Below are 26,271 nucleotides of genomic sequence, written 5' to 3' on the forward strand. Positions count from 1 at the left end.
TTATCAAGCCCACAAAACTGTCCGAACGGACGGGGCCACCTCTGGAACTCTCCCGCACCTTTATCGCAGCAGTGCGATCAGCCCCGGACCTTGAGATGATGCGGGCGGAAGCTGCCATGACCGGCAAGGTCCTCGGCTATTTCTGCGATTTTGCGGAGGATGAGCGATGAGCCGCGTCACCCGCAAAAAGCGTTATGACTGGTCCAAGTTCTGGTGGAAGGACTGGCAGAATGACCTTGCCCTCAAGTCCTGTTCATACGCTGCACGCGGTCTGTGGATGGAGATGCTGGCCATCATGCACGCTGCGGATCGCATCGGTTTTTTCGAGATTTCTGGCAGGAAAGTCAGTGCAAAACAGCTTGCAGGACTGACGAACGGAAGCGATCGGGAAGTGCGGAAACTGCTTGCCGAACTGGAAGAAAATGGCGTGTTCAGCGTCGATGAAGAGGGCTTCATTTTCTCCCGCCGCATGGTGCGGGACAAGGAAAACTCTGACATTTCGGCGGAACATGGGCGCAAGGGGGGTAATCCCGCACTGGTCCAAAATGATGCCGAAAATGATGGGGAGGGGGTTAACCCCCCGGTTAAGGGGCAGGATAAGCCAAGGGATAAACTCAAGAAGCTAGAAGCTAGAAATACCCCTATAGTCCCCTTGCCAGGGGACGAATTTTTCGACGACGCTGAACCGCCATCCGACCCCAGACCCAAAACCCGCCGTGCCAGCAGCCCCGCGCCGGACGAGGCGGCGTTCGGGCAGTTCTGGGCGGCCTATCCGCGGAAAGTGGGCAAGCCCAAGGCGCGCCGTGCGTTCGCCACGGCCATCGGCAAGGCCAGCCTCGAAACGCTGCTCGCCGCCATTGTGGCGACGCCGTGGTCGTCCGATGCGAACTACATTCCCCATCCCGCAACCTGGCTCAACAACGAGCGCTGGGCGGATGAGGGCGTGCTTCCCGAACCGGCAGCGGATGAGATGAAATACGACAGGGCGGCCTACGACGAAGCTGCCCGACGGTGGGCGAAAAACGGCTACGAGGGCCTGTCGCCCCGGCTGGAGCATTTTCCGCTGAAGGAAGCCGCTCATGGCTGAGGTCCTGCATTTCGAGCCGAAGGTGCAGGACGTACCCACAAACGCGCTGGCCGAAGCCTGCGTGATCGGGTCGATCCTGCTGAACAACGCGGCCTATGACAGCGTGGCGGACGTGGTGAAGCCAGCGCATTTCTACCACACCGACATGGCCGAGATGTTCCGGCTGGTGCAGGGCGAAATCACATCTGGCCGACAGGTCTCGCCCGTGACCATCGCGCCCCAGATCCGGTCGAGCGAATATCTGGGTGCTGAGTGGCAAGCGAAGAACCTGCCGCGCATCATCTCGGCCGCTGATGTGCGCATGGCCCGTGAGGCTGCGCGCTCGGTTGCCGCGTGCTGGGTCAAGCGGTCGATCCAGACCTATGCCGACGAAATGCGGGCACGGGCCGCCAGTTCCGAAGCAACAGCCGATGACATCCTGACCGAGGCGCTGGAGCATCTGGAAGCCCTGTCCAAGGGCACCGATGCCAGCAGGCCAACCGTCACGGCATTTGCCGCCGGGCAGACGCTGATGGAGGAAACGAACAGCCATTGGCAGGCGGGGCAGTTTCTGTCCGGGCTGGATACCGGCTTTGCAGAACTGAACAACCGGATCCGTGGCTTTCGGCCAGGCGCGATGTATGTCGTTGCAGCACGGCCCGGCATTGGAAAATCCGGGCTTGCGCTGTCGCTGGCGGTAAGGATGGCCCGACTGAACGGGCGGGGCCTTTTCTGGTCAGGCGAGATGTCGGCTGAGGAACTGATGGGCCGTGTCATCGCCGCCAGGGTTCGCATGCCGCTGGACATGGTGTTGACCGGGATGAACGACCGGGCAGGACAGCCGGAGCGGATCAGCCAGCACGATATGACCCGGATGGTCGAGGCTTCCATGGCGTTGAAGGAAATCCCGCTTTCGATCGATGACCGGGAAGGGATCACGGTGCCTCAACTGTTGGCCCGTGCCCGGCAGTTGAAGCGTTCGAAGCGGGGGCTGAAGTTTGTCGTGGTGGATTACATGGGGCTGATGCGTGGTTCCACTGTGGCACGGCGTTCAGGTAACCGCACGCTGGAAATGACTGAGATCAGTGGCGACCTTGCCCGCATGGCGCGGGAACTCAAGGTGCCTGTCATCGCCCTGTCACAGCTTAACCGGCAGTCCGAAAACCGGGAGGACAGGCGGCCCGTATTGTCCGACCTGCGTGATTCCGGTGCAATCGAGCAGGATGCCCGGTGCGTCATGGCCCTCTACCGCGAGGAACACGTCCTGCAGACCCGGATGGGCACAGATGGACAGCCGGTGCGAAACACGAACGAGACGGATGTGATGTACGAAAAACGCCGGGTGGCGTTTCTTGATGCGCTCGATCGGTCACGCGGAAAGGCCGAGATCATCGTGCTGAAAAATCGGGGTGGGCGCACGGGTATCGTGGACATGCTGTTTGATGGTCCGACAACGTGGTTCCGCGATGTGGGTGCAGGGGAGCGATCAGAAGCATGGTGAGAAGAAAACTGTACCAATCCATGTATTCATATAATAAAATTGGCCTGCGGAAGTTTATCCCCGGCGTCCTGTTGCATGAATGAGCGGGAAAATACAGGCGGCTATATATCAGATACTGTTCGGAGCACAGGCATGGCAGTGATGCAGGACGAGATTTACCGGGTCGGCAAGCTGTCGCTGGATGTCGGACGGCATGTGCTGGCTGGCCCTCGTGGTGAAGTGCTGCTTGCGCGTGTGCCGTTCCGCATCATGGAAAAACTGATGCGGCGGGAAGGGGTGATTCAATCGCAGGATGCGATAACGCAGGCGATATGGTCTGACCCCGATGATGAGCCGGACGATCCGGGGCGTGTGATCCGGGAGAAGATCAGCAAGCTGCGTGGCCTGATCTGCCTGATCGGAACAGAAGGACCGAGCGGGGTCGAGATCAGGAATGAACGCGAAGTTGGATATTACATTCAGTCGAGGAAAAGCCGATGAGACGCAGCGTTACCAATAGCGAGAACGACGCATACGAAAAGATGGTGGCCGGGTTGCGGCATGCCGAGGAGGCTGCAGCGGAACTGGCCATGCATCGTAGCGATCCGATGTTCATGCAGATTGCCACCAATGTGGGGCAGATGCGCGAGCGGATCATCAGGATTGGGCATATGGCTGCCGTCAAGCGGGTGGGGATGTAAGGCATGGCGCGCGGACACGATACGCGTACCACCGGTCAACGCGCGCGTTTTCTTGAGCATCTGGCGAACTCTGGGAACGTGACGGCATCCTGCGCGGTTGCAGGCATTGATCGGTGCGCCGCGTATCGCATGAAGCGCGAGGACGAGGATTTTTCCGAAGCATGGAAGGCGGCCATGGATCAGGCCGTTGACACGCTTGAGGCAGAAGCGTGGCGCCGTGGCCGGGATGGCTACGACGAGTATGTCACCTGCAAGGATGGTCTGGTTCTCGACAGGGAAGGCAAGCCGGTCCTGCAGCGCCGTTATAGCGACAGCCTGCTGACCACGCTGCTCAAGGCGCACAGGCCGGAGAAATACCGCGACCGCTCGACCGTTGACATGAACATCAACACGGACATTGCCGCGCTGATCGATGAAGGGCGCAGGCGGGCGCGTGGCGGCTGATATTGAAGCCCTGCTGGCGGAAGAGATTGCCAGCTATAGCCTCGCCCCGCTGGGTTTCGTGCTGTTTGCGTTCCCGTGGGGCAAGGAAGGCACGGACCTTGCCAATGCCGCCGGGCCACGCAAATGGCAGCGCGAGATCCTGCAATCGGTCGGTGACCGCCTGAAAGAGGGCTATGCGCCAGAACACGTCCTGATGCCCGTCCTGCAGGCGGTCAGTTCCGGACATGGCATCGGCAAATCGGCGCTGGTGTCGATGCTGATCGCGTGGGCGCTATGCACGTGCCCCGATACCAAGGTGGTGGTGACGGCCAACACCGAGCCCCAGTTGCGTACCAAGACGTTCCCCGAAATCAGCAAATGGTTCCGGCTGCTGATCTGCTCGCACTGGTTCAAGGTGCATGGCATGTCGATCCATTCCACGCTACCGGGCCACGACAAGACGTGGCGGGCAGATGCGGTCACGTGGTCCGAAACCAACCTTGAGGCGTTTGCCGGGCTGCACAACGTGGGTCGTCGCATCCTGCTGGTATTCGATGAGGCTTCGGGCATCATCGATCGTGTGTGGGAAGTGGCGGAAGGCGCGCTGACTGATGAGGGGACAGAGATCATCTGGTGCGCGTTCGGGAACCCCACGCAGCCCGTTGGCCGGTTCTTTGAATGTTTCAACAGGCAGCGCCACCGCTGGCATGGCAGGCAGATCGACAGCCGGACGGTAGAAGGCACGAACAAGCGGCTGTTCGAGGAATGGGCAACAGCCTATGGCGAGGACAGCGACTTCATGCGCGTGCGTGTGCGCGGCCTGTTCCCGCGGGCAGGCTCCATGCAGTTCATCGGCACGGACGCCATCGAGGCAGCCGCCCGGCGTGATGTGGCGGCCATCCTGTCCGATGCGCTGGTCATTGGCGTGGACGTGGCGCGATATGGCGATGACCAGTCGGTGATCTTTTTCCGCAAGGGTCGCGATGCCAGGCTGATCCCGCCGATCAGGCTGCGCAACGTGGACACGATGCAGCTTGCCGCCCGCGTGGCGGATGAAGCCGCCCGGTATGGCGCGGATGCGGTGTTTGTCGATGGTGGTGGCGTCGGTGCCGGGGTCGTTGACCGCTGCAGGCAGTTGCGCGTGCGTGGCCTGATGGAAGTGCAGTTTGGCGGAAAATCCGACCGCGTGAATTACGATATCCAGTCCGAAAGCTATGCCAACAAGCGTGCGGAGATGTGGGGCACCATGCGGGCGTGGCTGAAAACCGGCGGTATACCGGATGATGAGGAACTGCGCACGGACCTTGCTGGCCCGTGGTATTTCTTCAATACGCGTAACGAGATCATCCTTGAGCGCAAGGAAGACATGAAGAAGCGCGGACTGGCATCGCCTGACGTGGGGGATGCGCTGGCGCTCACCTTTGCCTATCCCGTCGCACCGTCACAGTTTTCGGGCAGCCCCGCCGGTCCCGTAGGGCAACAGGTGCATGGCGACTACGACCCCTACGCCTGACACCACACCATACTAACAAACGGCCCGCACAGGGCTGGCATGGGCATTTTCAAATCTCCGAAGGTGATAACCCCGACGCCTGCGCCGATGGCGGGCCAGACGGTAAACAATACCGTGCAGGGGTTGCAGAACTCGACCACGCAGGCCGCGCGCATGGCTGGCGGCATGGGATCGACCATGCTGACCGGACCATCGGGGCTGAGCCAGACCGCGACCAACACGCCCAAAACGCTGCTAGGCGGCTGACATGGCGCGCGCCGCACCGTCTGACGATACCAGTCCCGAGCAGGAAACCCGCGACGAGATAGATCGCCTGATCGTGCTGATGCGCATGGACCGGTCATCGTGGCGGGAAACGTGGCGTGAGATCACGTGGTACATCATGCCCACGCGGGGGCGGTATAATAACCTGCTGCCCAACCAGGGATCGCGCGGCCTGCCCAAGGGCACGCAGATTGTGGACCGCACGGCGACCAAGTGCGTGGGCGATCTGGCGGCGTTCCTGATGGCAGGCATCACCAGCCCGGCGCGTGACTGGTTCCAGCTTTCCACCAATAATGACCAGCTGAATGACGACCCGGATGTAAAGCAGTGGCTGGCCATCGTGCAGAAACGGCTGCAGCGCGTGTTCGCCACCGGCAATTTCTACAACGCCATGGCCCAGCTTTACGAGGAAATCGCGGGATTTGGCACGGGCGCGGTCATCATCCAGCAGGATTACGAGGACGTGGTGCGGTTCTACCCGCTCACGGCTGGCGAATACTTCATCATGCAGAACGCGCGGATGGAGATTGATACGCTGGTGCGCGAGTATGTGCAGAACGTGCGCCAGGTGGTCAGCAAGTTCGGGTATGAGAACTGTTCGCCTACCGTGCAGGGCCTGTACGACAGCCGCCAGCTTACGCGGGAAATCCCCGTGGTGCACGCCATCATGCCCAACCTTGACCGCGTGCCGGGCGCAATCGGCTGGCGGGGCGCGCCATATATCGGCGTGTATTACGAATACGGTAACCCGAGCGTGCCGGTCCTGCGTGTCGAGGGCTATCCCGAAAAGCCGTTCATCTGTCCGCGCTGGCATGCCGTGTCCAACGATGCGTACGGCCACGGTCCGGCAGAAGACGCGCTGGGCGATGTGAAGTCGCTGCAGCTTGCCCAGTTACGCTGTGCCGAAGTGGTGGACAAGTTCGCCCGTCCGCCCATGCAGGCTGACGCCGCGATGCAGAACGGGCTGGTCAGCCTGATCCCCAACGGCATCAACTTCATTCCCGGGCTGAACACCATGGGCAATGGCGCGGGCCTGCGCCCGGTGTACCAGACCAGCCCGGACATTGCGCCGCTGGTCGAACGCATACAGGCGTTTCAGGAAGCCATTCGCACCACGCTGAAGAATGACCTGATCCTGATGGTCAGCCAGATGGATCAGGCGCAGCCGGTGACGGCAGCGGAGATCAATGTGCGCCAGCAGGAGAAGCTTCTGGCCCTCGGCCCGGTGCTGGAGCGGTTCCATAACGAGGCGCTGAACCCGATCATCAACGTGACCCTTGGCATCATGGAGCGCGGCGGTCTGCTGCCGCCACGCCCCCAGCAGATGGGGACCGGGCCACTCAAGGTCAATTACATTTCGGTGCTGGCGCAGGCCCAGCGCGCGACCGAGACCACGGGCATCGAGCAGTTCGTGCGCTTCTGTGGCGGTCTGGTCAGCGTGGACCAGAGCGTGATGGATAACGTGGATCTGGATCAGGCCGTGGACATTTACGGCAACCTGCTCAGCATCAACCAGGCGATCATGCGCGACCCGCAGGCCGTGGCCCAGATGCGCCAGCAGCGTGAATATGCCCAGCAGCAGCAGGCGGCAGCCGAACAGGCGCAGCAGATGGCGGCGGGCGCCAAGAACCTGTCCGACACGGATGTGGGGGGCGGCCAGAACGCATTGCAGGCGATCATGTCCGGCATCGGGGGTGGCGGCTGATGTATGACCCGCATGATCCCGAACAGGTCAGCGAGCGGCGCACGCGACGGAAGGCACGCGCCGCAACCGATCAGCTTGACCTTGCATGGGTGGCATCCGATCCGCGCGGTCGGCGCGTACTGCTGCGCATCCTGAACGAGACGCAGTTCATGGCCGGGTCATTCGTGCCGGGCGACCCGCTGGCGACCGCGTTTCGCGAAGGTCAGCGCGATATCGGCATCAAGCTGCACACGGTACTAACAAACGCGGGTGAAGGCGTCCTGAGCAATATCCTCATGGAGAGCCTGAACGCGGATGAGTGATGAATCCACAAGTGCTGCTGCGCCTGCTGATACCGCTGTTGGTGGCGGCGCAACCGACACCATTCTGGGCGGTGGCACGGACAGCACGCCGACCGGGGCGCAGGAGCCTGCGGGCGGAGCGGCGACCGAAGGCGCATCCCCGAATGGCAACGGCGCGCCGGAAGGCGGCGAACAGGAAAAGCCGCCTGAAAAGCCTGCCATCCCGGAGAAATACGAATTCACGCCGCCCGAAGGTTTCAGCGTCGATGAAAAGGCGATGGGCGATTACGAGACCGCAGCGCGTGAAGCCGGACTGACACAGGAGCAGTTCAGCGCGATTACGCAGCACGGCCTGCAGTTCGTCCAGCAGCAGCTTGAACAGGCCGGTCAGGCCCAGCACGAACAGGCGATGAAGTGGCGGCAGGAAGTCCTGTCCGACCGCACGCTGTCCGATGGCACCGGCCTGAACCCGGACGCCAAAGCGGCAGCCGATCGCGTGATCCAGTCCTATGGCGGCAGGGATCTCGTGCAGGCGCTGGCCGAGACGGGCGCTGGCAACAACCCCACCGTCATCCGCGCCTTCGTGCAGATCGGCAAGGCGATGGGTCTGGCCGAACCGCCCGACAAAGGAAGGCCCGCGCCGGAAAAGCGTGGTGGCAGCACATTCGAAGATATGGCCCAGCGGCTGTATCCATCCAAATAGGAGCATAACCGGTGGCAACCATTTCCAGCACCACCTGCCTGACGCTGGCCGACTGGGCCGCGCGGCGCGAGGACGGCGAGATCGCGGATATCGTGAACCTGCTGTCCCAGACCAACGAAATCCTTGATGACATGCTGTGGAAGATGGGCAACCTCGCCACCGGCAACAAGACGACCGTGCGCACCGGGCTTCCTGCGGCCACGTGGCGTATGCTCAACTATGGCGTGCCGCGCGCCAAGAGCACGACCGCGCAGATCACCGATAGCTGCGGCATGCTCGAAACATATTCGCTGGTGGACAAGGATCTGGCGAACCTTGAAGGCGATGTTGCCGCCTTCCGCCTGTCCGAGGACATGGCCTTTATCGAGGGCATGAACCAGCAGATGGCGGGCACGCTGTTCTACGGTACCGAACAGAGCGACCTCCCGGCCTTCACCGGACTGGCGCCGCGCTACAGCACGGTCGATGCGACCAGGGCGGCCAACGCCGTCAACGTGATCGACGCAGGCGGCCGGGGCACCAGCAACACATCCATGTGGCTGACCTGCTGGGGGCCGACTACGGCGTTCGGCATTTTTCCCAAGGGGCGCATTGCCGGTCTGCAGCGCAATGACGTGACGACCGATGCGCCGGTGCTGGATGCCAACGGCAACCCGTATCAGGCGTACCAGTCCCACTACAAATGGGATTGCGGCCTGACCGTGCGTGACTGGCGTTATGTGGTCCGCATCGCCAACATCGACGTGGACAGCCTGACGGGCGACAGTGCCGCCAACCTGATTTCCATGCTGGTTGCCGCCGTGCACAAGATCCCCACCATGCCGCGTGGTGTGACCAACGTGCAGACCGCAACGCAGGCGACCGGCGGACAGCCGCTTTCGTGGGGGCGTCCGGCCATCTACGTCAACCGCACGCTCGGCACGGCGCTGGACCTGCAGGCGCTCAACAAGACCAACGTGCTGCTGCAGATGCTGGAATGGGACGGCAAGCCGGTCACGGCCTTCCGTGGCATCCCCATCCGCACCTGCGACCAGATCCTGAACACCGAAGAAACGGTCCAGTAAGGAAACCGCCCAGATGATCATTGATGGACTGCTGCTGTTCAGCAACGCGCAGGACCTGACCGCGCTCGCGGCCGGTGCTGCTACCCCCTCGACCAACATTATCGACTTCTCGCAGAACCGTGATTTTGGGCCGACAGGTCCGTTCAAGGTGTTTGCCGAATGCGGCACGCTGCCCATGCCCGCAGGTGAACCGGCATCCGCCGGGGCGGCTACGGTCGCATCCGGCGCGGTAACGGCCATTGCTGTTGCATCTGCCGGTTCCGGATACTCGGAAGCGCCTGCCGTGACCATCACCGGCGGTGGCGGCACGGGGGCCACCGCAACGGCCGTCCTGACGGACGGCAAGGTGTCAGGCATCGAAGTGACCGCAGGCGGCACGGGCTATACGTCCGCGCCCACGGTGACGATCGCCGCGCCGTCCGACGCGACCATGGATGTTGCGGTGCAGATCTCGCAGGATGGCACCAACTGGGACACGCTTGAGGAATTTCCGGGCATCGACCTGGGGCTGCTGTCCCAGCGCACACCGTTCCTTGTGCGCGCCAAGCCTGCGTTTTCCAACACGCTCTACCGCTACATGCGCCTGACCTATAACCCGTCCGTGGCCCTCACGGCTGGCACGGTCACGGCTGGCATCAATCTGGATGTTCCCGCGAATGTCCCGTATTCCCGCAACTACGTGGCGTGAGGCGCACCATGGCGAAATACAAGGTTCTCACCAAAAGCTACATCGGCGGCAAGGTCGAGGAACCGGGCGCCATCATCCAGTATGATGGCAACCCCGGGTCCAACCTGGAACCGCTGGATGCCGCCGCCGAAAAGAAGATGGCGGAATACCAGAAGCAGGTTGGCCAGCGCATCAGCGCATCCGATCCCCGATTCATCGCCGCGATGATCGACAGGCAGGGTCAGTAAGGCACGGCCTGTGACCACGCAGATCGACCTGTGCAACGCGGCACTCCTGCGGGCAGGAACGCGCAGCACGATCACATCTCTGACGGACGGATCGGCTGAGGCGACCGCCTGCGGCGCATTCTGGCAGATGTGCCTTGATACGCTGTTCTCGGCGTATCAGTGGCGCTTCTGTCGCGTCACAGCCACCGGCACCGGTGCGGCCAGCACGGACCCGCAATGGCAGTATGAGTTCCAGCGGCCAGCCGACTGCGTGACGGTGCACAAGATCCTGCCTGCGACGGCGCCCCACCATCCGCCGATGGACCGTGAGGCACAGCATGCGCTGTTCCGCGCCTGTTTGCCGTTTGGCGAGGGCGTGGGGACGGCTGGCACATCTGATACCGGACCCGTCATCCGCACCAACCATGCCAGCGTTCAGGTGCAGTATGTCTCGAATGCCCAGCCCATCGACAACTGGCGACAGCAGTTCCGTGAGGCGTTCACATGGGCGCTGGCGGCTGAAATCGCCATTGCCGTAACGGGCAGCGGCGAGATCGCGGCCCAGATGCGCAGCATGGCGTCCACGGCATTGCAGCAGGCCATGCAGGCCGATCAGGTGCTGGAACAGCAGACTGCCGATTACGTGCCTGACTGGATCAGGGTGCGCGGCATGCCCGCACTGCGGGATGAATGGCGTCCGATCCGCTCGGTGAACGAGACATTCCCCGGCGGCTTCGTGGTCGGGGACGCCGCCGCGAACAGTCCGATACCGGCGCACCTGACGCCTGCGGATACGCTGAACGGCGTTCCGGACATGGGATTGCGCCGCAAGGCCATAGCCAATCGCGACAGCCAGTATATTCCCGCCAGCACGCCGGACAGCCGCATCGGCATCCTGACCATAGGGGTCAGCCCCGTTGGGTGGCGCAGGCCCTATCATCGAGACATCACCCTCGGCGCGCAGCCGGGCGACGGAGAGGTCGAGGCATGAGCTTCCCATTCGGCAACGGGTCATTCCCCAGATGGAACGTGAATTATATTCCAAGCTGGGATGAATGGCAGTCGTGGTGGTCACGCAAGGCGGATGATGGCGCGCTTTCGAATGAGACGGCCCGCGCGCAACAGGCAGAGCAGAAGAATGCCGCCGCCATTTCCGCAGAGGTTGCCCGGGCAACGGCAGCCGAGCAGGCAAATGCAGGAAACATATCCGCGAACGCCGCCGCCATTTCTGCGGAGACGGCACGGGCAGAAGCCGAAGAGGCCTCCCAGCTATCCCGCATCAGGCTCATACCCATCCTGAAAGATTATGGCGCAAAGGGGGATGGGACGACTTCGGATCAGGCGGCCATCGCCGCAGCCATAAACGCCGATGTTCCGGTTCTGGTGACAGCCGGGGATTACGTCTGCGACCTGACGGACACGTTTGCCTCCACGGCGCAATGGCATGCGGCATCAACGGGTTTTGCTCTCATAGGGACAGAGCGCGTACCGTTCGGAGATGTATATGACGACCTGACGCTCTATGTGGGGAGCGGCCATGTTTTCTCGACATTACAGGCAGCCCTGACCTATCTGGAAGGTCGTTCGCTGTATGCGGATGTCACCGTGCAGATTGCGGACGGGACCTATGCCTGTTCGCAGCACCATTTCAATCACCCGCAGGGCGCGCGCGTTTCGATCATCGGGAACACGTCGGCTCCTGCGAATGTGGTGTTCAACTGTGACGCGTCCAACCGGCAGTCCTTCCTTCTGGTGGACCAGGCATGCGCGGTCAATATCGTTGACGGCATGACCATCAACGGTAGCGGGTGGGTATCGCACGGCGTATGGACTGCGGATTGCGTCGGTTGCGGAGTGCAGGCGGACGCAGGCGCGTCCGTTTACGTTGGTTCGAATGTGCGTATCAACAAATTCTATTACGGTATCCGTGCAAACACAGGGGCATATGTCGGCGTTTCTTCCGGCGTGCAGATTACCGAGGCCGGAGACGTAGGCGTGCACGCGTTTAACGGCGGCCACGTTGAATGCCCGGGCATTAGCGTTTCGCTTACAGCAGATACCGGTAATTCTCTGGGCAATGGCATCATGGCCGAACTGGGCGGCACGATATCCTGCGAAGGGGCGTTCTGTAATGAAAACGCCAACTGGGGGATATGCGGATCAAGCAATGGCGTCGTATGGGCACTCAACAGCAATGTCACGGCCAGTACGTCTTACGGCATTATGGCCCGTATGGGTGGCACCGTGCTTGTGTCTGGCGGGGATGGCGGAAAATCTTTTGTTACAAGCGGGTCCAAACAGGGCATTCGTGCGGAAACAGGAGGGCATGTCGAGGCAATAGGCAGCGTGGAAGTTTATTCCAACGGCCTGGACGGCATATCGGCAAATGGAGGCACCATCGAATGCACGGGGGCTTCCGTGACAAATAACGGCGGCATCGGGGTTGTCGCGCGTAATGGTGGAAGGGTCTATTACACCTCCATCACAAACTCCGGGAACACAGGTGGCGCGACATATGCCGACAGCATTTCCGTGGTAGGGGCCGCTTACGGCTGATGGCCATGAGATCAGAAGGAACGCCAGCCGGGCCGCGCCCTGCCATTGCATACCGTCCAGCATTCGCAGCCGGGATCATCTCGCCCATGCTGCGCTTCCGATCGGATATGGAGAAATGGCAGACCGGCGCGTGCCAGTTGACCAACTTCTTCGTGCATGTGCAGGGCGGCGCCAGCAACCGATCTGGAACGCAATATATCGGCGCAGTGAAGGACGCGGCCAACCTGCCGCGCCTTGTGCCGTTCGTCTACAACAACACGCAGTCCTACGTGCTGGAAATGGGGAATGAATACATCCGCTTCATTTCCAGCGGCGCGTACCTGACCAACGCCGATGGCAGCGTGTATGAAGTCGCTACCCCCTATGCCGTGGCGGACGTGTGGGGCATCCGATGGGTGCAGTCGGCGGACGTGCTGACCATCGCGCACCCGTCCTACCCCCTCTACAACCTGTCACGCAGTGGCGAGACGGACTGGACGCTGTCCGAGGTTTCGTTTGCCGCTGGCATCGATGCGCCCGGCACCGTCAGCGCGACGGCCACGAACGGCAATGCAGGCAATACCGGCACCACACCGGGCATATCATCCGCGACCTATGAATACGTGGTGACGGCGGTTTCCATCGCGCTGAACAGCGAAAGCAACGTGTCAGCGGTGGCGTCAGTCAACAACTACAATATCGGCTATTACACCCAGTACGGGAACTACAACACCGTCAACTGGTCCGAAGTGTCGGGCGCGGATTATTACAACATCTACCGAAAATATGCCGGGTCGTACGGTCTGATCGGGTCAACAACAGACCTGACGTTTCAGGATACCGATTACGAACCGGATACGGCCATCGGTCCGCCCACGCATGAAGACCCGTTCAGCGACGGTAACAACCCGTCCTGCGTGTCATACTTCCAGCAGCGCCGGGTATTCGGCGGATCAACGGCGGACCCGCAGACCATCTGGATGACGCGCTCGGGCAACTACACCAACATGGATGTGGCGAACCCGGTCAAGGACGATGACGCCATCACGGCCACCATTGCATCCCAGCAGGTCAACCAGATCAGGCATATCGTGCCCATGGCGGACCTGATCATCTTCACGGCAGGCAGCGTGTGGAAGGTGAGCGGGGGCGATGCGGGCAAGGCCATCACGCCAGCGGATGTAACGGTCACGCCACAGATGTTCGTGGGCGCGGCCGACACGCTGCCGCTGCCCATCGACCAGGACGTGCTGTTTGTCGAAAGCAAGGGCAGCCATGTCCGTGACCTGCAGTATGACTATTACGCTGCCGTCTATAACGGCAACGACCTGTCGGTTCTGGCAGACCATCTTTTCTATGGATACACCATAGACGACTGGCGGTTCGCACAGTTCCCGTTCAATATTGTGTGGGCGGTGCGATCGGATGGCACGCTGCTGGGCCTGACCTATCTGAAGGAACAGCAGATATGGGCGTGGCACCAGCACACCACGACCAACGGCAGGTTCACCGCCGTCACGGTCGTGCCGGAAGAAACCGAAAACGGCGTTGTTGAGGACACCGCCTATTTCGTGGTTGAGCGGACGATCAACGGCAAGACGGTCGCCTATGTCGAACGCCTGCATACACGCCAGCTTGGGGAAGCAAATGCCGATATTACCAGGGCATGGTTCGTGGATGCCGGTCTGCAATATACGGGTGCGTCTGTCACCACGGTCTCCGGCCTGAACCATCTGGAAGGCGAGACTGTTTCCGCCTGCATTGATGGCAGGGGGTATACCGGCCTGACCGTCACGAACGGCGCAGTCACCCTGCCGGTGACGGGCAGCACGGTCACGGTCGGCCTGCCGATCGCAGCGCACCTGCAATCCCTGCCGCTGGACCTTGGGCAGCCCCCGCAGTTCAGTCGCCGCAAGCGCGTCAGCAAGATCTACACCATGCTCTACAACACGGCCGGAATCGAGGTCTCGACCGATAATGGCGCCCGCACGCGCCCGGTCGGAAGTGCTGCCACATCCGGCACGCTGTCGTCAGATGTGCAGTTCGTCATCCCGGCCGCCAACTGGGACCAGTATGGCAAAGTGGACGTGTTCCAGAATTACCCGCTGCCCTGCACGGTGACGGGTCTGGATGTCGATGTCGAGGTTGGCAATTGATCACCATCCGCGCCGCCGTGCCGGATGATGCCGACCTGATTGCGCCCGTCCTGCGCCCGGCGGACCGGCTTGAAATCGCCCGCACGTCGCCGCTTCCCGTGGCCATGTCCGTCCGCCACAGCATCGCACATTCCGCCGTGACGGCGATCATGCTGGATGGTGACCGCCCCCTTGGCGTGTTCGGCCTGGTCGAGCCAGTTCTGCTGGACCCGTCCATCGGCTGCCCGTGGATGATCGGCACCATCCACCTTGCCCGGCACCGCAAACTGTTCCTGCGCGAAACCCGGCGATGGGTGCAGGAATGGCAGCGCACCCACACCGTACTAACAAACCGGGTGGATGCGGAATATTCGCAGGCCATCCGCTGGCTGCGCTGGCTTGGCTTTACCATCCATGACCCGGAGCCTGTCGGCGTTGGCGGCGCGCTGTTCTGCCGTGCGGAAATGAGGGGATAGCATGGGTGTCGCATCGGCGGCGATGGGGGCCGGTGGCTCCCTTCTTGGTGGCGTCGGCTCCATCCTCGGCGGCATATCCGAAGCCAGTCAGGACAAATACGAAGCCCGCATTGCCCAGCAGAACGCCAACATGGCCGGGCGCGATGCGGATGTGGCGCTGGATCAGGGCGATGTGGCAGCCCAGCGTGCGTATCAGCAGGGCGCGCAGCAGCTTGGCGCACAGCGTGCGCAGATGGCAGCCAATGGCGTCACCCTGAACAATGGCTCTGCGTTGGACGTGCAGAACGCCACGGCCATGACCACGGGCCAGAACGTCGCGGGCATCCAGTATAACGCCAACGCCCGCGCGGTGGATTACCGCAATCAGGTGGTCAATTTCGATAACGAAGCGGCGGCGGATAAAAAGGCCGCAAGCAGCGCAATCCTTGGCGGCGCGATGGGTGCGGCCGGAAGCCTGATCGGTGGCGCCAGCCAGTTTGCGGACAAATGGGACGACATGAAGGACAGCGGCGCACTTGAAGGCGGCGGTGAAGATGCAGGCATGTCCAATGCCTTCGCGGGCACTGGCGTCAATATTTCCGGGTGGTAACTGATGGCTGATCCGATCTTCACGCCCGGCAGCGAACTGCCCAGCGAAATCCCCAATGGCTACCTTGAGGCCAACGCAAAGCCCGGCGCGTTCGGCGGCAACATTGCCGAAGGGTTCTCCCGCATAGGCGAGGGGATGAACCAGGCATCCGAAAGCCTTGGCCAGATGGCCCAGCGCCATGCGCAGGAAGACAACCTGACCGCAGTCAGCGCGGCCATGAACACCTTTCAGGCCCATGTCCGCACGGCGCAGTATGGCGATCCGGACGCGCAGGACGGCACGCCAGAGGCGGCAGGCTATTTCGGCACGCAGGGCAAGGCCGCCGTGGACAGCCTTGGTCAGGCCACGCAGGATATCAACACCTACCGCCAGAGCCTGATGCAGGGCATGAACGCCGATCAGGCCCGCGCCTTCCAGCAGGCCAGCACGCAGTTCCAGACCGGCGCGTTCAACGCCATGTATGAACATGCCGGACGCCAGCGGCAGGCGTATCAGGATGATGTCCTGAAGGACAGCCTGACCAACGCGGCCAGTACAGGCGCGGCCAATCTGGACAACCCGGCGGCATTCGGCGGCGCGATCAATACGGGACGCAACCTGATACAGGCGCGGCTGGCGCTGCAGGGCGTGCCGATGGACAGCCCCATCGCGCAGGCCAAACTGCAGCAGTGGAACGACCAGTTCTTCACGCAGGCTGCCCAGTCCGCGACCAATAACAACGATGCGATAAAGGCCCAGAGCATCCTTGACGCCAATCAGGGGCACATGTCCGCTCCGGCCTACGCGCAGGCATCGGAACAGAACCGCCCGCACCTGTACCGCCAGCAGGGCACGATGGGCTATCATGCGGTATCGGGTGAACCGGAAACGCAGGCCGTAGCCATTCCGCAGGGAACGGACCCGGACGCGACATTCGCCGCCATGATCCATCTGGAAAGCGGCGGCCAGCAGACGGACGCCAGAGGCAATCCGATCACATCGGGCAAGGGCGCTGTTGGCCGGGCACAGCTCATGCCCGATACGGCCCGACAGGTGGCGCAGTCGGTCGGGCTGCCGTGGGATGAAAACCGCTTCCGTCAGGATGGGGCCTATAATCAGGCGCTGGGACAGGCCTATTTCAGCCAGCTATGCCAGAAATATGGCGGGAACCAGACACTGGCCTGCGCAGCCTACAATGCGGGTCCGGGCAACGTGGATAAGTGGATCAGGCAGAATGGCGATCCGCGCACGGGCGGCATCAGTGACGCGGACTTCGTGGCGGCCATTCCGTTCAACGAAACCCGTAATTACGTCTCCCGCGCTGGCGCCGCGCAGAACGCGCCCAATGATCCGCCATCCCACACCGCGCCGGACTGGAACGCGCGCGAGGTCGCCATCTCGAAACTGCCCATCGCGGACGAGGCCAAGACCTACGCCTATTCGCTGCTCAGCCGTGACAAATCCATATGGGAAGCCACAACCGCAACCCAGCGCGGGCAACTGGCTGACAGCCTGCGCGATCTCGGTTCGGCCTACGCCCACGGCAACACCACCAACGACATCCCCGAAGCCCAGATCCGGCAGTTGCAGGAACCCGATCAGGCCGAGCGCACCATTCAGGGCCTGCAGGTCATGCGGCAGGGCGCGGACGAAGCCAACGTCCTGCGCTTTGCCCCGCCCGATCAGGTGGCTGCCGCCATGCAGCGCGATACCGACGCCATGCGCAATGGCGAGGATATTGGCAGTTACCAGCGGCGTGTGCAGGTGGCGAGCATGCGTAACGCCGTCATCACCCAGCGCATGGAGGCAATGAAGAAAGACCCCGCCACCTACGTTGCCAGTTCCCCCGCCATGCAGCAGGCGGCGCAGGCCGTGCAGGCAGCGCAGCAGTCGGGCGATCCCGCGCAGATGGCGCAGGCGCAGCAGGCTTACGCCGCACAGAGCATGGCCATGCAGCATTACCTTGCGCCCAGCCAGACGCCCCGCATCCTGACAAACGATCAGGTTCAGGCGCTTTCTCAGAAGATTTCCAGCGCTGACCCGGCCAGGGAAGATATCGGCCAGACCATGGACGGCATGGCACGGCAGTATGGGCAGCAATGGCCGAAGGCATTTGGCGAACTGGTCCAGTACGGCAAACTTCCGCCCGACTATCAGGTGCTGGCGAACATGGACACGGCGGACCAGACCATGGCCCGCGCCGATTTCCAGCGCGCATTGCAGGCGGGGACCATGCCGCAGTTGCAGGAGGCAGCCGGGCAGGCAGCCAGTAACATCCTGCCCAAGGGCGGCGATGACCCGGTGGAGGACCAGCTTGCCGCCTTTCGTGCCACCACCGTTAACAGCAGCGGGGGCGATGCGCTCTATCGCACCGTGCATGATGCGACCAAACGGCTGGCGCTCTATTACATCGCGCACGGGCAGGACAGCAGCACGGCCCTGACCAACGCGGTTGATGGCATCATCAACAGCAAATACGACATTTCCGGCAGCATGCGCGTGCCCAAGGGCATGCTGCCCGCCGCGCGCACGGCTACGGCCAGTGTCCTGTCATCGCTCAGGCCATCCGACCTCGCCCCGATCCCCGGCACGGCGCCGGGCCTGACCGATCGGGACCGCAGGGATTTCGGCATCAGCGCCGCACGCGCAGGCGGCCAGTGGGTGCCGAACAATGACGAAAGCGGCCTTGTTCTGGTCATCCCGCCACGCAACGGGGCCACGCCCTATGTCATGCGCCGCAAGGACGGCAGCCCGGTCACGGTCACATTCGATGGCATGCGCTCCGGACAGTATGGCAAGGGCGGCGGTTCCGCGCCGTATCCGGGTTCCCTCAACACCGTGCAGTCAGGGGGACTGGGCTGATGCCGTTCATCAGTGGCGATCCGATCGAAGCCGCATCCGTCCAGCAGCAGGGCACGGACAACATGCCGTCCACGCTGGGGCAGACCCTTGGCGCCGCCGTCTCGGAAGGCATCCATGATACGCCGGTTATGGGCATTGCCGACTGGGTGCGCCATCGCGCGCAGGCACTGGACCCCAACATCCTGACAGCCGATCAGGCCAACAGCCGGTATCAGGCGCCGGGCCTGAAGTTCAGCGCGCCGGTATCGGATGCGCTGGCCAATGACCTGTACCAGCAGAAACATGCGCAGGCCGTCCGGCAGGCCACCATGTCCAGCGGGCCGGGCGGCATACTGGGCGGGACGGCCCGGATTGGTGGCGGCCTTCTGCCGCAGTTCCTCGATCCGCTGAATGTCGCTTCGGCCTTCGTGCCGGGTATGGGGGAGGCCCGCGCGGCATCCATCCTTGGCCGGTTCGGTGTTGATAGCAGTCTGGCAGCCCGCGGGCTGGCTGGTGCCACGCAGGGCATGGCCGGACAGGCTGCGCTGGAACCGCTGGATTACGGCATCTCGCAGGACGAGCATAACGACTGGACCATGGGGCAGGCGCTGACAAACGTGGCGTTTGGCGGCCTGCTGGGCGGCGGCATGCACATGGCGTTTCCGGCGCGTGAACTGGAAAAGGCCCAGCCGACCAAGGACACGGCCCCCACGCTGGATGACATGGCCAACCCGGTATCCGACCGGATGGAAAGCCTGTCGCCCGAGGCGCGAAACGTCGCGACGAATGAGGCCATAGCCGCCCTGGCGCAGGACCGCCCCAACGTGGTGGGCGAACTGACGGATGCGATTGACCCCGAAGGGGCAGGGCAGGAAATCCCCACGCAGGCGCAGGATCAGGCGCAGGGAATGGATGATCGGCCATGGCCGCCGACGCGGCCCGAGGATGTTCCGGGCACACCGCTTGATGCGCCGGTGCAGGTCGGCACCTTCCCCGAAGGTATTGCGGGCCATTCCTCACTGCCGATCGAGATGGAGGAAGGATGGCATGATTTCAGCACGGATCGTGGCGTGGGACGTATTCATGTGGAAGCACGTCATGCGCCACAGATACGCGCCCTTGGATACCCAGATGCAGAAAGCTACGTGCGCGATATTCTGGCGAACCCGGATGAAATCCGGCGCGATCATCACAATGGATCATTTTTCTTTGTTCGACGCGGACCGCTGAATACATCGGACGCAGAACATGACTCAGGCATCGTGCACCTTCAGAAGGAAGGGAACAGTTACCGGATCGGGACAGTCGCGCCTTTCAAGACGCGATATTTGAAGAAGAGGGAATTGCTCTGGCAGTCGGATCGCAGCACCGACACACTTCCAACCAGACAGGAAGCCCCCTCGCAAGCCGCTGCGCGCGTAATGCCTGGTACGCCAGCGGTGGGGAGCGATAGGGTCCAGAGTGCCGCCAGTATACTGACCGATGCATCCCACCGCAAGATCCTTGAAGATACGCCGGACATCACATCCTCCCGTCGATCGGTGGACCAGACCGAAGCCGCTGCCCCGCAGGTAACGGGCGGCACGGCAGATGACGAACTGGCGCAGGCCCGCGCCGCAGTGGATGACGCCAGCCGCCGCCTTGGCATGGCCACGGATGGCGAAGGGAAGATGGCCATGCCCGAAGGCATGACGGACGAGGACCGCAAGGCGCTGGACGACATCCATGAACAGACACAGCGCGCTGAAGGCGATGCCCGCGCGTATGAAGCCGCCGCAGGCTGCATGATCGGGAATATGAAGAATGGCTGACAGATCATATCGCCACTGTTTCGAGACCGCCGCGCGCGCCGCGGGCCGCGCCCTGTCCGAAGATGAACTGCATGAGGTGTTCGCCAGCACCCAGCGCCGCATGGACCGCCTGATGAGCGAAGGCATGTCGCCGCAGGACGCCGCGCGCGAGGCCGGTCGGCAGCTTGGCATGGAACGCCGCGCCGCCTCCCTGATCGAGGAACGCAACCAGAAGATCAACCTTTCCCGCCGGTCCGAGATCATGGCCCGCCTGACCGAAGGCGAGGAAGCGCAGGCGCTGGAAGGCATCATCGCCGGACGCGAGAACACGCAGCGCGGGGCCGCCCTGTCGGTTGCGGCCACGACACACGCTCTGGTTGCGGATGTCATGGGCCCGCTGGTGACGGACCTCGACCGCGCCGGGCTGCTCAGGGCCGTGACCCGCCGCAACCATGACTTTGACCGCGACATCGCGCGTGAGATGTGGAGGCTGGATGACCCGGCATCCGGCGCGGCCACGGGTAACGAACACGCCCGGCAGGCCGCCGAGATCCTGCACCGCCATCAGGAAAAGGTCCGCGCCCTGCAGAACGAGGCCGGGGCGTGGATCGGCAAACAGGAACACTACGTCACCCGCCAGAGCCACGACATGTGGAAGATCCGGGGCAATGGTGGCGAGGAAGATTACCGGGCATGGCGTGACAGCATCCTGCCCAAGCTGGACCCACGCACGTTTGACCGGCTGGATGCCGATACCAGCGAGGAACATTACCTGCGCGCGACATGGCAGGCGCTGGCATCGGGCGTGCATGAAAGCGCCAACGGATCGGACTGGCTGTCCGGGTTCAGGGGACCGGCCAATGCTGCCAAACGCGCCAGCCAGGAACGTAGCCTGATGTTCAGATCGGCCGATGACTGGCTGGCCTATAACGAACAGTTTGGTCAGGGCAATGTGCTGGACAGCGTGATGCAGGGCATGGAGCGCGGCGCACGCAACGCCGCCGTCATGCGCACGCTGGGCACCAACCCGCGCGCCATGTTCGACCATGTGGCCGACCGGGCCATAGCCACGGCCAAGGACCGCAACGACTTCAAGACGGTAGACAAACTGCGTGGGCTGAAGGATGGCGCGCTGGTCGATGTGGTGACGGGCCGTGCGGCCGCGCCGCAGAACAAGACCATTGCCGCCATCGGGGCCTACCTGCGCTCCTATCAGGCCATCACCAAGCTGGGTGGGGTGGTGCTGTCCTCGCTGCCAGACATTGCGGTCACGGCGTCCGTGGCCCGGCATAATGGCATACCGCTGCTGGAAAGCTACATGAACGCGCTGAAAAGCGTGGTTCCCGGCACGCTCAGCAAGGGCACGCGCAACCGGCGCCAGATCGCGCACATGATGGGCGTGGGGATTGATGGCACGCTGGGCGCGATCATGACCCGCTTTCATGGTGAAGACGGCCCGCTGGGCAAGATGGGCCGCACCGTGCAGTTCTTCCACCGGCTGAACGGCCTGCAATACTGGACCGATGCCATGAAGGAAGGGTTCGGCACCATGCTGACCCACAATCTCGGGCGCAATGCAGGAAAGGATTTCAGCGGCCTGCACCCGAAACTACGGCAGTCGCTGACGCGCTACGGCATTGATGAAGCCGAATGGAACGTGCTGCGCGGCACGGCGAAGGAAGCGGCAGATGGCAACATGCATATCCTGCCAGCCGAACTGGATCACCTGACCGAGGACGACCTGAAACCCCTGCTGCGCGACAACATCACCCACGATGAAGCCCGCAACGAATTGCAATCCAAGCTGTCCTCCTACATCATCGACCAGGTGCGCGAGGGCATGACCGAAATCGACCCGCGCACGCAGGCGCTGATGCAGGGCAGCTACGCCGCCGCCGACCGGGTGAACCCGGTGCTGGGGCAGGCCATGCGCATGTTCATGCAGTTCAAGTCATTCCCGCTTACGCATATCCGGCGCGTATGGGGCAGGGAGGTCACGCGCGACGGCGCGGACGTGGCGGGCATCGCGCACCTGATCGTGGCCACGACCGTTCTGGGCTACGTCGCCATGAGCCTGAAAGCGATGACTGTGGGCAAGGAACCGCGTGACCCGGCCGACTGGCGCACGGTGCTGGCCGCAATGGTTCAGGGGGGCGGGGCAGGGATCTACGGTGATTTCCTGTTTGGCGAACAGAGCCGCATGGGCAACTCGACCCTTGAAACCTTATCTGGGCCGTTCTTCAGTGACTTCAGCAATTTCATGAAGCTTTACAATAACACGCGCGACCTGACCTTGGGGACGGCTGACGCCCCAAAGGGCAAGACGTTCGAGATGAACCTGTTGCAGGAAGCCCGACGGGAACTGCCGTTCGGCAACCTGTTCTACACCCGCGCCGCCCTCGATTATCTGGTGTTTTATCGGTTGCAGGAAATGATGAACCCCGGATACCTCAGGCGCTACCAACAGGGCATCCAGCAGAATCAGGGACAGAAGTTCTGGCTGTCGCCTGGCTGGAACCCTTATCAGGCTATGGCAGTTCAGTAAGCCTATTGTACAGATACCTATGAGGCTGTAGAATCTCCGTATGGAGGGTAATATGCCAAGTGCTTCATTCTGGGCGATGGCGTCGTCGGTTATATGCGCCTATTGCTGCGGTATCGTATATCGCGAGCTTTCAAAAGTTCTAAAAATTGCGAACGAATTACGTGAACAGCGCACCCTGATGGATAAGCTCCTGTCTGAAAGGGAACATGACCGGGATGGGATGGCGTAGACCCTTTCCTCAATCCGCGAGGGCAGGAGACGCTTGTCTGTTTCCGTTTTTTCTCCGTCTTTCCGCATCATTGATATGTTGAGCGGAAGCCACGTGACGGTTTCAAGTTTCTTTCCTGATCCATAAAAGACTTCAGCGGAATTGCGGACGTTCTCGATGATCTTCACGTCATCAGGACGGCACACGCTGATAGCCTCGATATCCAGCCGCCGGTTCAGATTATTGGTAATATTAAAATCAATTTGCAAGATTTGGCCGATCTTTGGGTATTCTACCCATATCGCGCGACATTCTATGACTGGCTTCATGGCTGCATCCGGCTTTTTGTAGACGGCATATGCTATGAAGGTGCTGGCAGTTGTACAAGCTGCAGCGATCCAGTTCGTTATCTCACTCATCCCTTAATCGTGGCGGGACGGAGGGAGTCGCGTCAACGCACCTCACCGTTGATCAAAAAGGGAAGCTGGCTGAACGGCCCGATGTGCATTGGTGATTGTTGGATAGCTGACCACTGCCGCCGCTAGCAGTGCCAGCGCCAGAAAGACTATTTTCTTTATCATGCTGGCCTCCCTTTAGATGAGAGGGAGTCTTAACTGGCGCACGTATCCGGTGCGTGTCTGGATAATCTCATTTTGTATCTGGCAGATAAGGAAATCTTTAAGGAGAGAGTGACGCACCGGTAGGGCCTCCCGGGAACCCTGCATGGCGATCCGGCCCGAAAACCGTCCTACGGCTGGGAGAATTACACCGTGTCACGGCGCGTCATGATGAGGATGGCATCATTGGTTGTGCAGGAGAAGGGGGATGTGGCTACTCCGCGCCCCATCCAACTCCCGCCGACTTAATGTCATCCTTGCCATTACTCACAACCCCACAGCCTGCCGGAGCATGTCATTCGCACGCCTCTGCCATCCGGGACCGTCAGCTTTCAGGCGCTCTACAAGGTCCGGATCCAGACGCATGGAAACCAGCTGTTTGGTCGGTGCCTTCTGTGGCCCACGCACCCTGCTGACAGAGGCCAGTTCTGGCACAGCAGACCGGGCAGGCTGGGCATTGCGGAAATCTGCTGCGGTCAGTTCGGGGCTATCGAGGTCTGATGCAATGCCCCGGTTGATCCGGGCATCTTCTTCATCGGTCGGCATGATGAATTCAGGTTTGCGCGGCATAGAGCGTTGCCTCCCGTTTGTTTGCCTTGCGCAGGCTGATAATGCGGACAACACGCGTTTCAATGCTGAACACCAGCACATGAAGGCGGAGATTGATTGGCGCGACGGCGCAGAGCCGAGGTTCGCTGGAACTGCGACTGGCAAACACCAGTGCTACATCCCATTCGAAATCCTCAGCGGTAACAAAGTCCACGCCATGCTTTTCGATATTGCTCTGGCGCTTGGCTTCGTCCCAATCGCATCTCATTCAGATTGTATATACGATAAAGAGCATAAGATCAATTTAATTGTAGATACAATTTGCGTGAAATCCGGAAGGCCGCCTGCCGCTAAATTTTAGAGCAGCCTTTCCAGATGCTTCCGCGCCAACGCCCGGAAATGCGCCTGCTCGGCGGGCATTGCGTAATCTTCTGATATTACGGAATCAACACCGGGCTGGCGCTTTGTGGCAGTCGTCTGACTACTACATGGCCTATGCAGGTGATGCAGATTGAAGAGCTTTTGCCAGGCGTTCTACGTCTTCGAGGGTGCTGGATATGGGCGGTGTGCAGTCCTGCTATTCTATCAGTCTGCTCAATCTTGGTTTCAGGTTTTTTTGTCGCTATCCTTTCTCTTTCCTTCATCTTTTTTAACTTTGAAAAGGCCGGTTAGGACTATTGCAACCAGTCCAATAGCACTTGCTGCCGTACTGCCGATCAATGTTGTCAGCGGCGTATTTCCAATATGGAAACCACTCGATCTTAGCTCGATATTCCAAAAATGATCGCTATGATAATGAAGATCTACTTTTGGAGAAAAACCTTGAAGGAAAATTATTGCTAAGCAACAGAAAGAAAACCACCAAAGATAACTCAATACATCATCACTAAATTTTCTTTTTATTTTTCTGTCTTGTCTTGATGATTTCAACTCATCAAGAAGTCGCTCTTTTTCTCTTTCTCGTTTTGCTTTGCTGTCTGCAATTGCGGCCTCTCGAGCTTCGGCCTCTAATTGTCTGGCAAAGGCAGTAACAAAATCGGCCACATTGCCATTGTCTTTATCAGGATTCTTTTCATCACCCGCAGAACTACCTCCCGGAGGGGAGGCAGTTTCGCTATCTTCTGATAATTCTGCTGCTGGGCCTATAAAAGAAAGGTCAGGTTGATCCTGAGTTGTGGACATAAAGAATCAAGACTTTTCTTTTTCTATATTTTTATTTTTTAAATATTTGTAATGTTTTTTTATAACTTCGTTATTTATTGTCGAAAATGGGCCATCTGTTTTCATTACTTGAGACCACGGAGTGTCGGGAAGATGCGTGATCCTAGATAAAGCGCTTCCAGATAAACTTCCATATTTCTTCCATACTGTATCTAGGAGTTTAGACTCTGCTCGTGTCAAACACCCAGAAATCACATCCCCTCGTTCTTCCTTGAATGGAGAAGAGTTGTTTTCTCGAATTAGGGCAGTCACTGAGCCAGCACCATATCTTTTCAAATCTTGATACAGGTCTGGATAAACCGGACCGTATGGCCAAGTTTGTGGCTGCTGTTCAATTAACGGCGCATCTAACGCCACGAGTCCCCATCCATGAGCAATATATGGAAGCTTCTGGAGTTGCATATTTGTCAGTCCACACTCATCTCTGCGTGCGCGTTTGAGGAACTCGTTAGCGATCGCCGCAACATTATGATTAGGCATCACATGACCTCCCTGACTAAATGCCTCCACAAAACTCTTTCGACACGAAAAGCTCGGGATACGCTCTCACGTCCAAACCCAAGCTCTGTCGGTCTTGCCCGTCGCGCATGAATGCACCCGTGCAAAACTGTTTTCGCATACAACGCCATTCATGCGTCTGAGGATACACCCTAGCAGCCTGTCGGGTTGGGCATTTTGCGGCTGATAACGCC

The 26,271-nt window shown here is 60.9% G+C and carries 26 protein-coding genes; 21 read left to right on the plus strand and 5 right to left on the minus strand.

The window, feature by feature from the left end; all coding sequences use genetic code 11:
* The first annotated feature begins 166 nt into the window (after positions 1–166).
* The 21 genes from B7449_RS13460 to B7449_RS13560 all read left to right on the plus strand — a co-directional run bounded on the left by B7449_RS13460 (position 167) and on the right by B7449_RS13560 (position 22,984).
* Positions 167–1,087 carry a hypothetical protein gene (locus B7449_RS13460; protein ID WP_052279962.1) on the plus strand — a complete coding sequence of 307 codons (921 nt, stop codon included), beginning with the start codon at positions 167–169 and terminating at the stop codon, positions 1,085–1,087.
* Positions 1,080–2,567, plus strand: coding sequence for a replicative DNA helicase (locus B7449_RS13465; protein ID WP_048883701.1), 1,488 nt, complete (start codon positions 1,080–1,082; stop codon positions 2,565–2,567). The genes B7449_RS13460 and B7449_RS13465 overlap by 8 nt, the downstream gene beginning before the upstream one ends.
* Positions 2,568–2,642: 75 nt before the next feature.
* Positions 2,643–3,047: a winged helix-turn-helix domain-containing protein gene (locus B7449_RS13470; protein ID WP_082084872.1), complete on the plus strand. Its 405-nt coding sequence runs from the start codon at positions 2,643–2,645 to the stop codon at positions 3,045–3,047.
* Positions 3,044–3,247, plus strand: coding sequence for a hypothetical protein (locus tag B7449_RS13475; protein ID WP_039733012.1), 204 nt, complete (start codon positions 3,044–3,046; stop codon positions 3,245–3,247). The genes B7449_RS13470 and B7449_RS13475 overlap by 4 nt, the downstream gene beginning before the upstream one ends.
* 3 nt (positions 3,248–3,250) lie before the next feature.
* Complete coding sequence (locus B7449_RS13480; protein WP_048883702.1) at positions 3,251–3,691, plus strand: hypothetical protein; 441 nt, start codon at positions 3,251–3,253, stop codon at positions 3,689–3,691.
* A complete protein-coding gene (locus B7449_RS13485) occupies positions 3,681–5,183 on the plus strand; it encodes a terminase (protein ID WP_235721193.1) in 1,503 nt (500 codons plus the stop codon). The genes B7449_RS13480 and B7449_RS13485 overlap by 11 nt, the downstream gene beginning before the upstream one ends.
* 87 nt (positions 5,184–5,270) lie before the next feature.
* Positions 5,271–5,429 carry a hypothetical protein gene (locus tag B7449_RS21085; protein WP_158003691.1) on the plus strand — a complete coding sequence of 53 codons (159 nt, stop codon included), beginning with the start codon at positions 5,271–5,273 and terminating at the stop codon, positions 5,427–5,429.
* A 1-nt stretch (position 5,430) separates the two neighbouring features.
* A complete protein-coding gene (locus tag B7449_RS13495) occupies positions 5,431–7,152 on the plus strand; it encodes a portal protein (RefSeq protein WP_039733015.1) in 1,722 nt (573 codons plus the stop codon).
* A complete protein-coding gene (locus B7449_RS13500; protein WP_039733016.1) occupies positions 7,152–7,454 on the plus strand; it encodes a Bbp19 family protein in 303 nt (100 codons plus the stop codon). The genes B7449_RS13495 and B7449_RS13500 overlap by 1 nt, the downstream gene beginning before the upstream one ends.
* Positions 7,447–8,136, plus strand: a complete 690-nt coding sequence (locus tag B7449_RS13505) for a hypothetical protein (RefSeq protein ID WP_039733017.1) — start codon at positions 7,447–7,449, stop codon at positions 8,134–8,136. The genes B7449_RS13500 and B7449_RS13505 overlap by 8 nt, the downstream gene beginning before the upstream one ends.
* Positions 8,137–8,147: 11 nt before the next feature.
* Entirely contained in the window at positions 8,148–9,200 is a 1,053-nt protein-coding gene (locus tag B7449_RS13510; protein WP_235721194.1) for a major capsid protein, read from the plus strand.
* A 13-nt stretch (positions 9,201–9,213) separates the two neighbouring features.
* Positions 9,214–9,888: a hypothetical protein gene (locus B7449_RS13515; protein ID WP_052279963.1), complete on the plus strand. Its 675-nt coding sequence runs from the start codon at positions 9,214–9,216 to the stop codon at positions 9,886–9,888.
* 8 nt (positions 9,889–9,896) lie between these two features.
* Complete coding sequence (locus B7449_RS13520; protein WP_141654820.1) at positions 9,897–10,115, plus strand: hypothetical protein; 219 nt, start codon at positions 9,897–9,899, stop codon at positions 10,113–10,115.
* 10 nt (positions 10,116–10,125) lie between these two features.
* The gene (locus tag B7449_RS13525) at positions 10,126–11,085 is read left to right on the plus strand and encodes a hypothetical protein (RefSeq protein WP_039733019.1); all 960 of its coding nucleotides are present in this window, start codon (positions 10,126–10,128) and stop codon (positions 11,083–11,085) included.
* The gene (locus B7449_RS13530; protein ID WP_039733020.1) at positions 11,082–12,650 is read left to right on the plus strand and encodes a hypothetical protein; all 1,569 of its coding nucleotides are present in this window, start codon (positions 11,082–11,084) and stop codon (positions 12,648–12,650) included. The genes B7449_RS13525 and B7449_RS13530 overlap by 4 nt, the downstream gene beginning before the upstream one ends.
* Before the next feature lie 5 nt (positions 12,651–12,655).
* Positions 12,656–14,785 (plus strand): hypothetical protein, encoded by a 2,130-nt coding sequence (locus B7449_RS13535; protein WP_071406661.1) that lies wholly within the window; start codon positions 12,656–12,658, stop codon positions 14,783–14,785.
* Positions 14,782–15,240, plus strand: a complete 459-nt coding sequence (locus B7449_RS13540) for a hypothetical protein (RefSeq protein ID WP_048883704.1) — start codon at positions 14,782–14,784, stop codon at positions 15,238–15,240. Before B7449_RS13535 ends, B7449_RS13540 begins: the two co-directional genes overlap by 4 nt.
* Position 15,241: 1 nt before the next feature.
* Positions 15,242–15,829 (plus strand): hypothetical protein, encoded by a 588-nt coding sequence (locus B7449_RS13545; protein ID WP_048883705.1) that lies wholly within the window; start codon positions 15,242–15,244, stop codon positions 15,827–15,829.
* A gap of 3 nt (positions 15,830–15,832) precedes the next feature.
* Complete coding sequence (locus tag B7449_RS13550) at positions 15,833–18,670, plus strand: transglycosylase SLT domain-containing protein (protein ID WP_039733021.1); 2,838 nt, start codon at positions 15,833–15,835, stop codon at positions 18,668–18,670.
* The gene (locus B7449_RS13555) at positions 18,670–20,460 is read left to right on the plus strand and encodes a hypothetical protein (RefSeq protein ID WP_039733022.1); all 1,791 of its coding nucleotides are present in this window, start codon (positions 18,670–18,672) and stop codon (positions 20,458–20,460) included. The genes B7449_RS13550 and B7449_RS13555 overlap by 1 nt, the downstream gene beginning before the upstream one ends.
* Positions 20,453–22,984 (plus strand): hypothetical protein, encoded by a 2,532-nt coding sequence (locus B7449_RS13560; RefSeq protein WP_039733023.1) that lies wholly within the window; start codon positions 20,453–20,455, stop codon positions 22,982–22,984. Before B7449_RS13555 ends, B7449_RS13560 begins: the two co-directional genes overlap by 8 nt.
* Positions 22,985–23,083: 99 nt before the next feature.
* On the opposite strand, the gene B7449_RS13565 is transcribed toward B7449_RS13560, so the two are convergent.
* The 5 genes from B7449_RS13565 to B7449_RS13580 form a co-directional block, all read right to left on the minus strand.
* Positions 23,084–23,611, minus strand: a complete 528-nt coding sequence (locus B7449_RS13565) for a hypothetical protein (RefSeq protein WP_048883706.1) — start codon at positions 23,609–23,611, stop codon at positions 23,084–23,086.
* Positions 23,612–24,076: 465 nt separating this feature from the next.
* Positions 24,077–24,379 carry a BrnA antitoxin family protein gene (locus tag B7449_RS13570; RefSeq protein WP_039733025.1) on the minus strand — a complete coding sequence of 101 codons (303 nt, stop codon included), beginning with the start codon at positions 24,377–24,379 and terminating at the stop codon, positions 24,077–24,079.
* Entirely contained in the window at positions 24,363–24,626 is a 264-nt protein-coding gene (locus B7449_RS13575) for a BrnT family toxin (protein ID WP_039733026.1), read from the minus strand. Before B7449_RS13575 ends, B7449_RS13570 begins: the two co-directional genes overlap by 17 nt.
* 338 nt (positions 24,627–24,964) lie before the next feature.
* Entirely contained in the window at positions 24,965–25,540 is a 576-nt protein-coding gene (locus tag B7449_RS19845; RefSeq protein WP_141260494.1) for a hypothetical protein, read from the minus strand.
* Between the two features lie 6 nt (positions 25,541–25,546).
* Positions 25,547–26,059, minus strand: coding sequence for a Panacea domain-containing protein (locus B7449_RS13580; protein WP_082084873.1), 513 nt, complete (start codon positions 26,057–26,059; stop codon positions 25,547–25,549).
* Positions 26,060–26,271 lie beyond the last annotated feature (212 nt).

The sequence above is a fragment of the Komagataeibacter intermedius TF2 genome, from assembly GCF_000964425.1.
Taxonomy (GTDB): Bacteria; Pseudomonadota; Alphaproteobacteria; order Acetobacterales; family Acetobacteraceae; genus Komagataeibacter; species Komagataeibacter intermedius.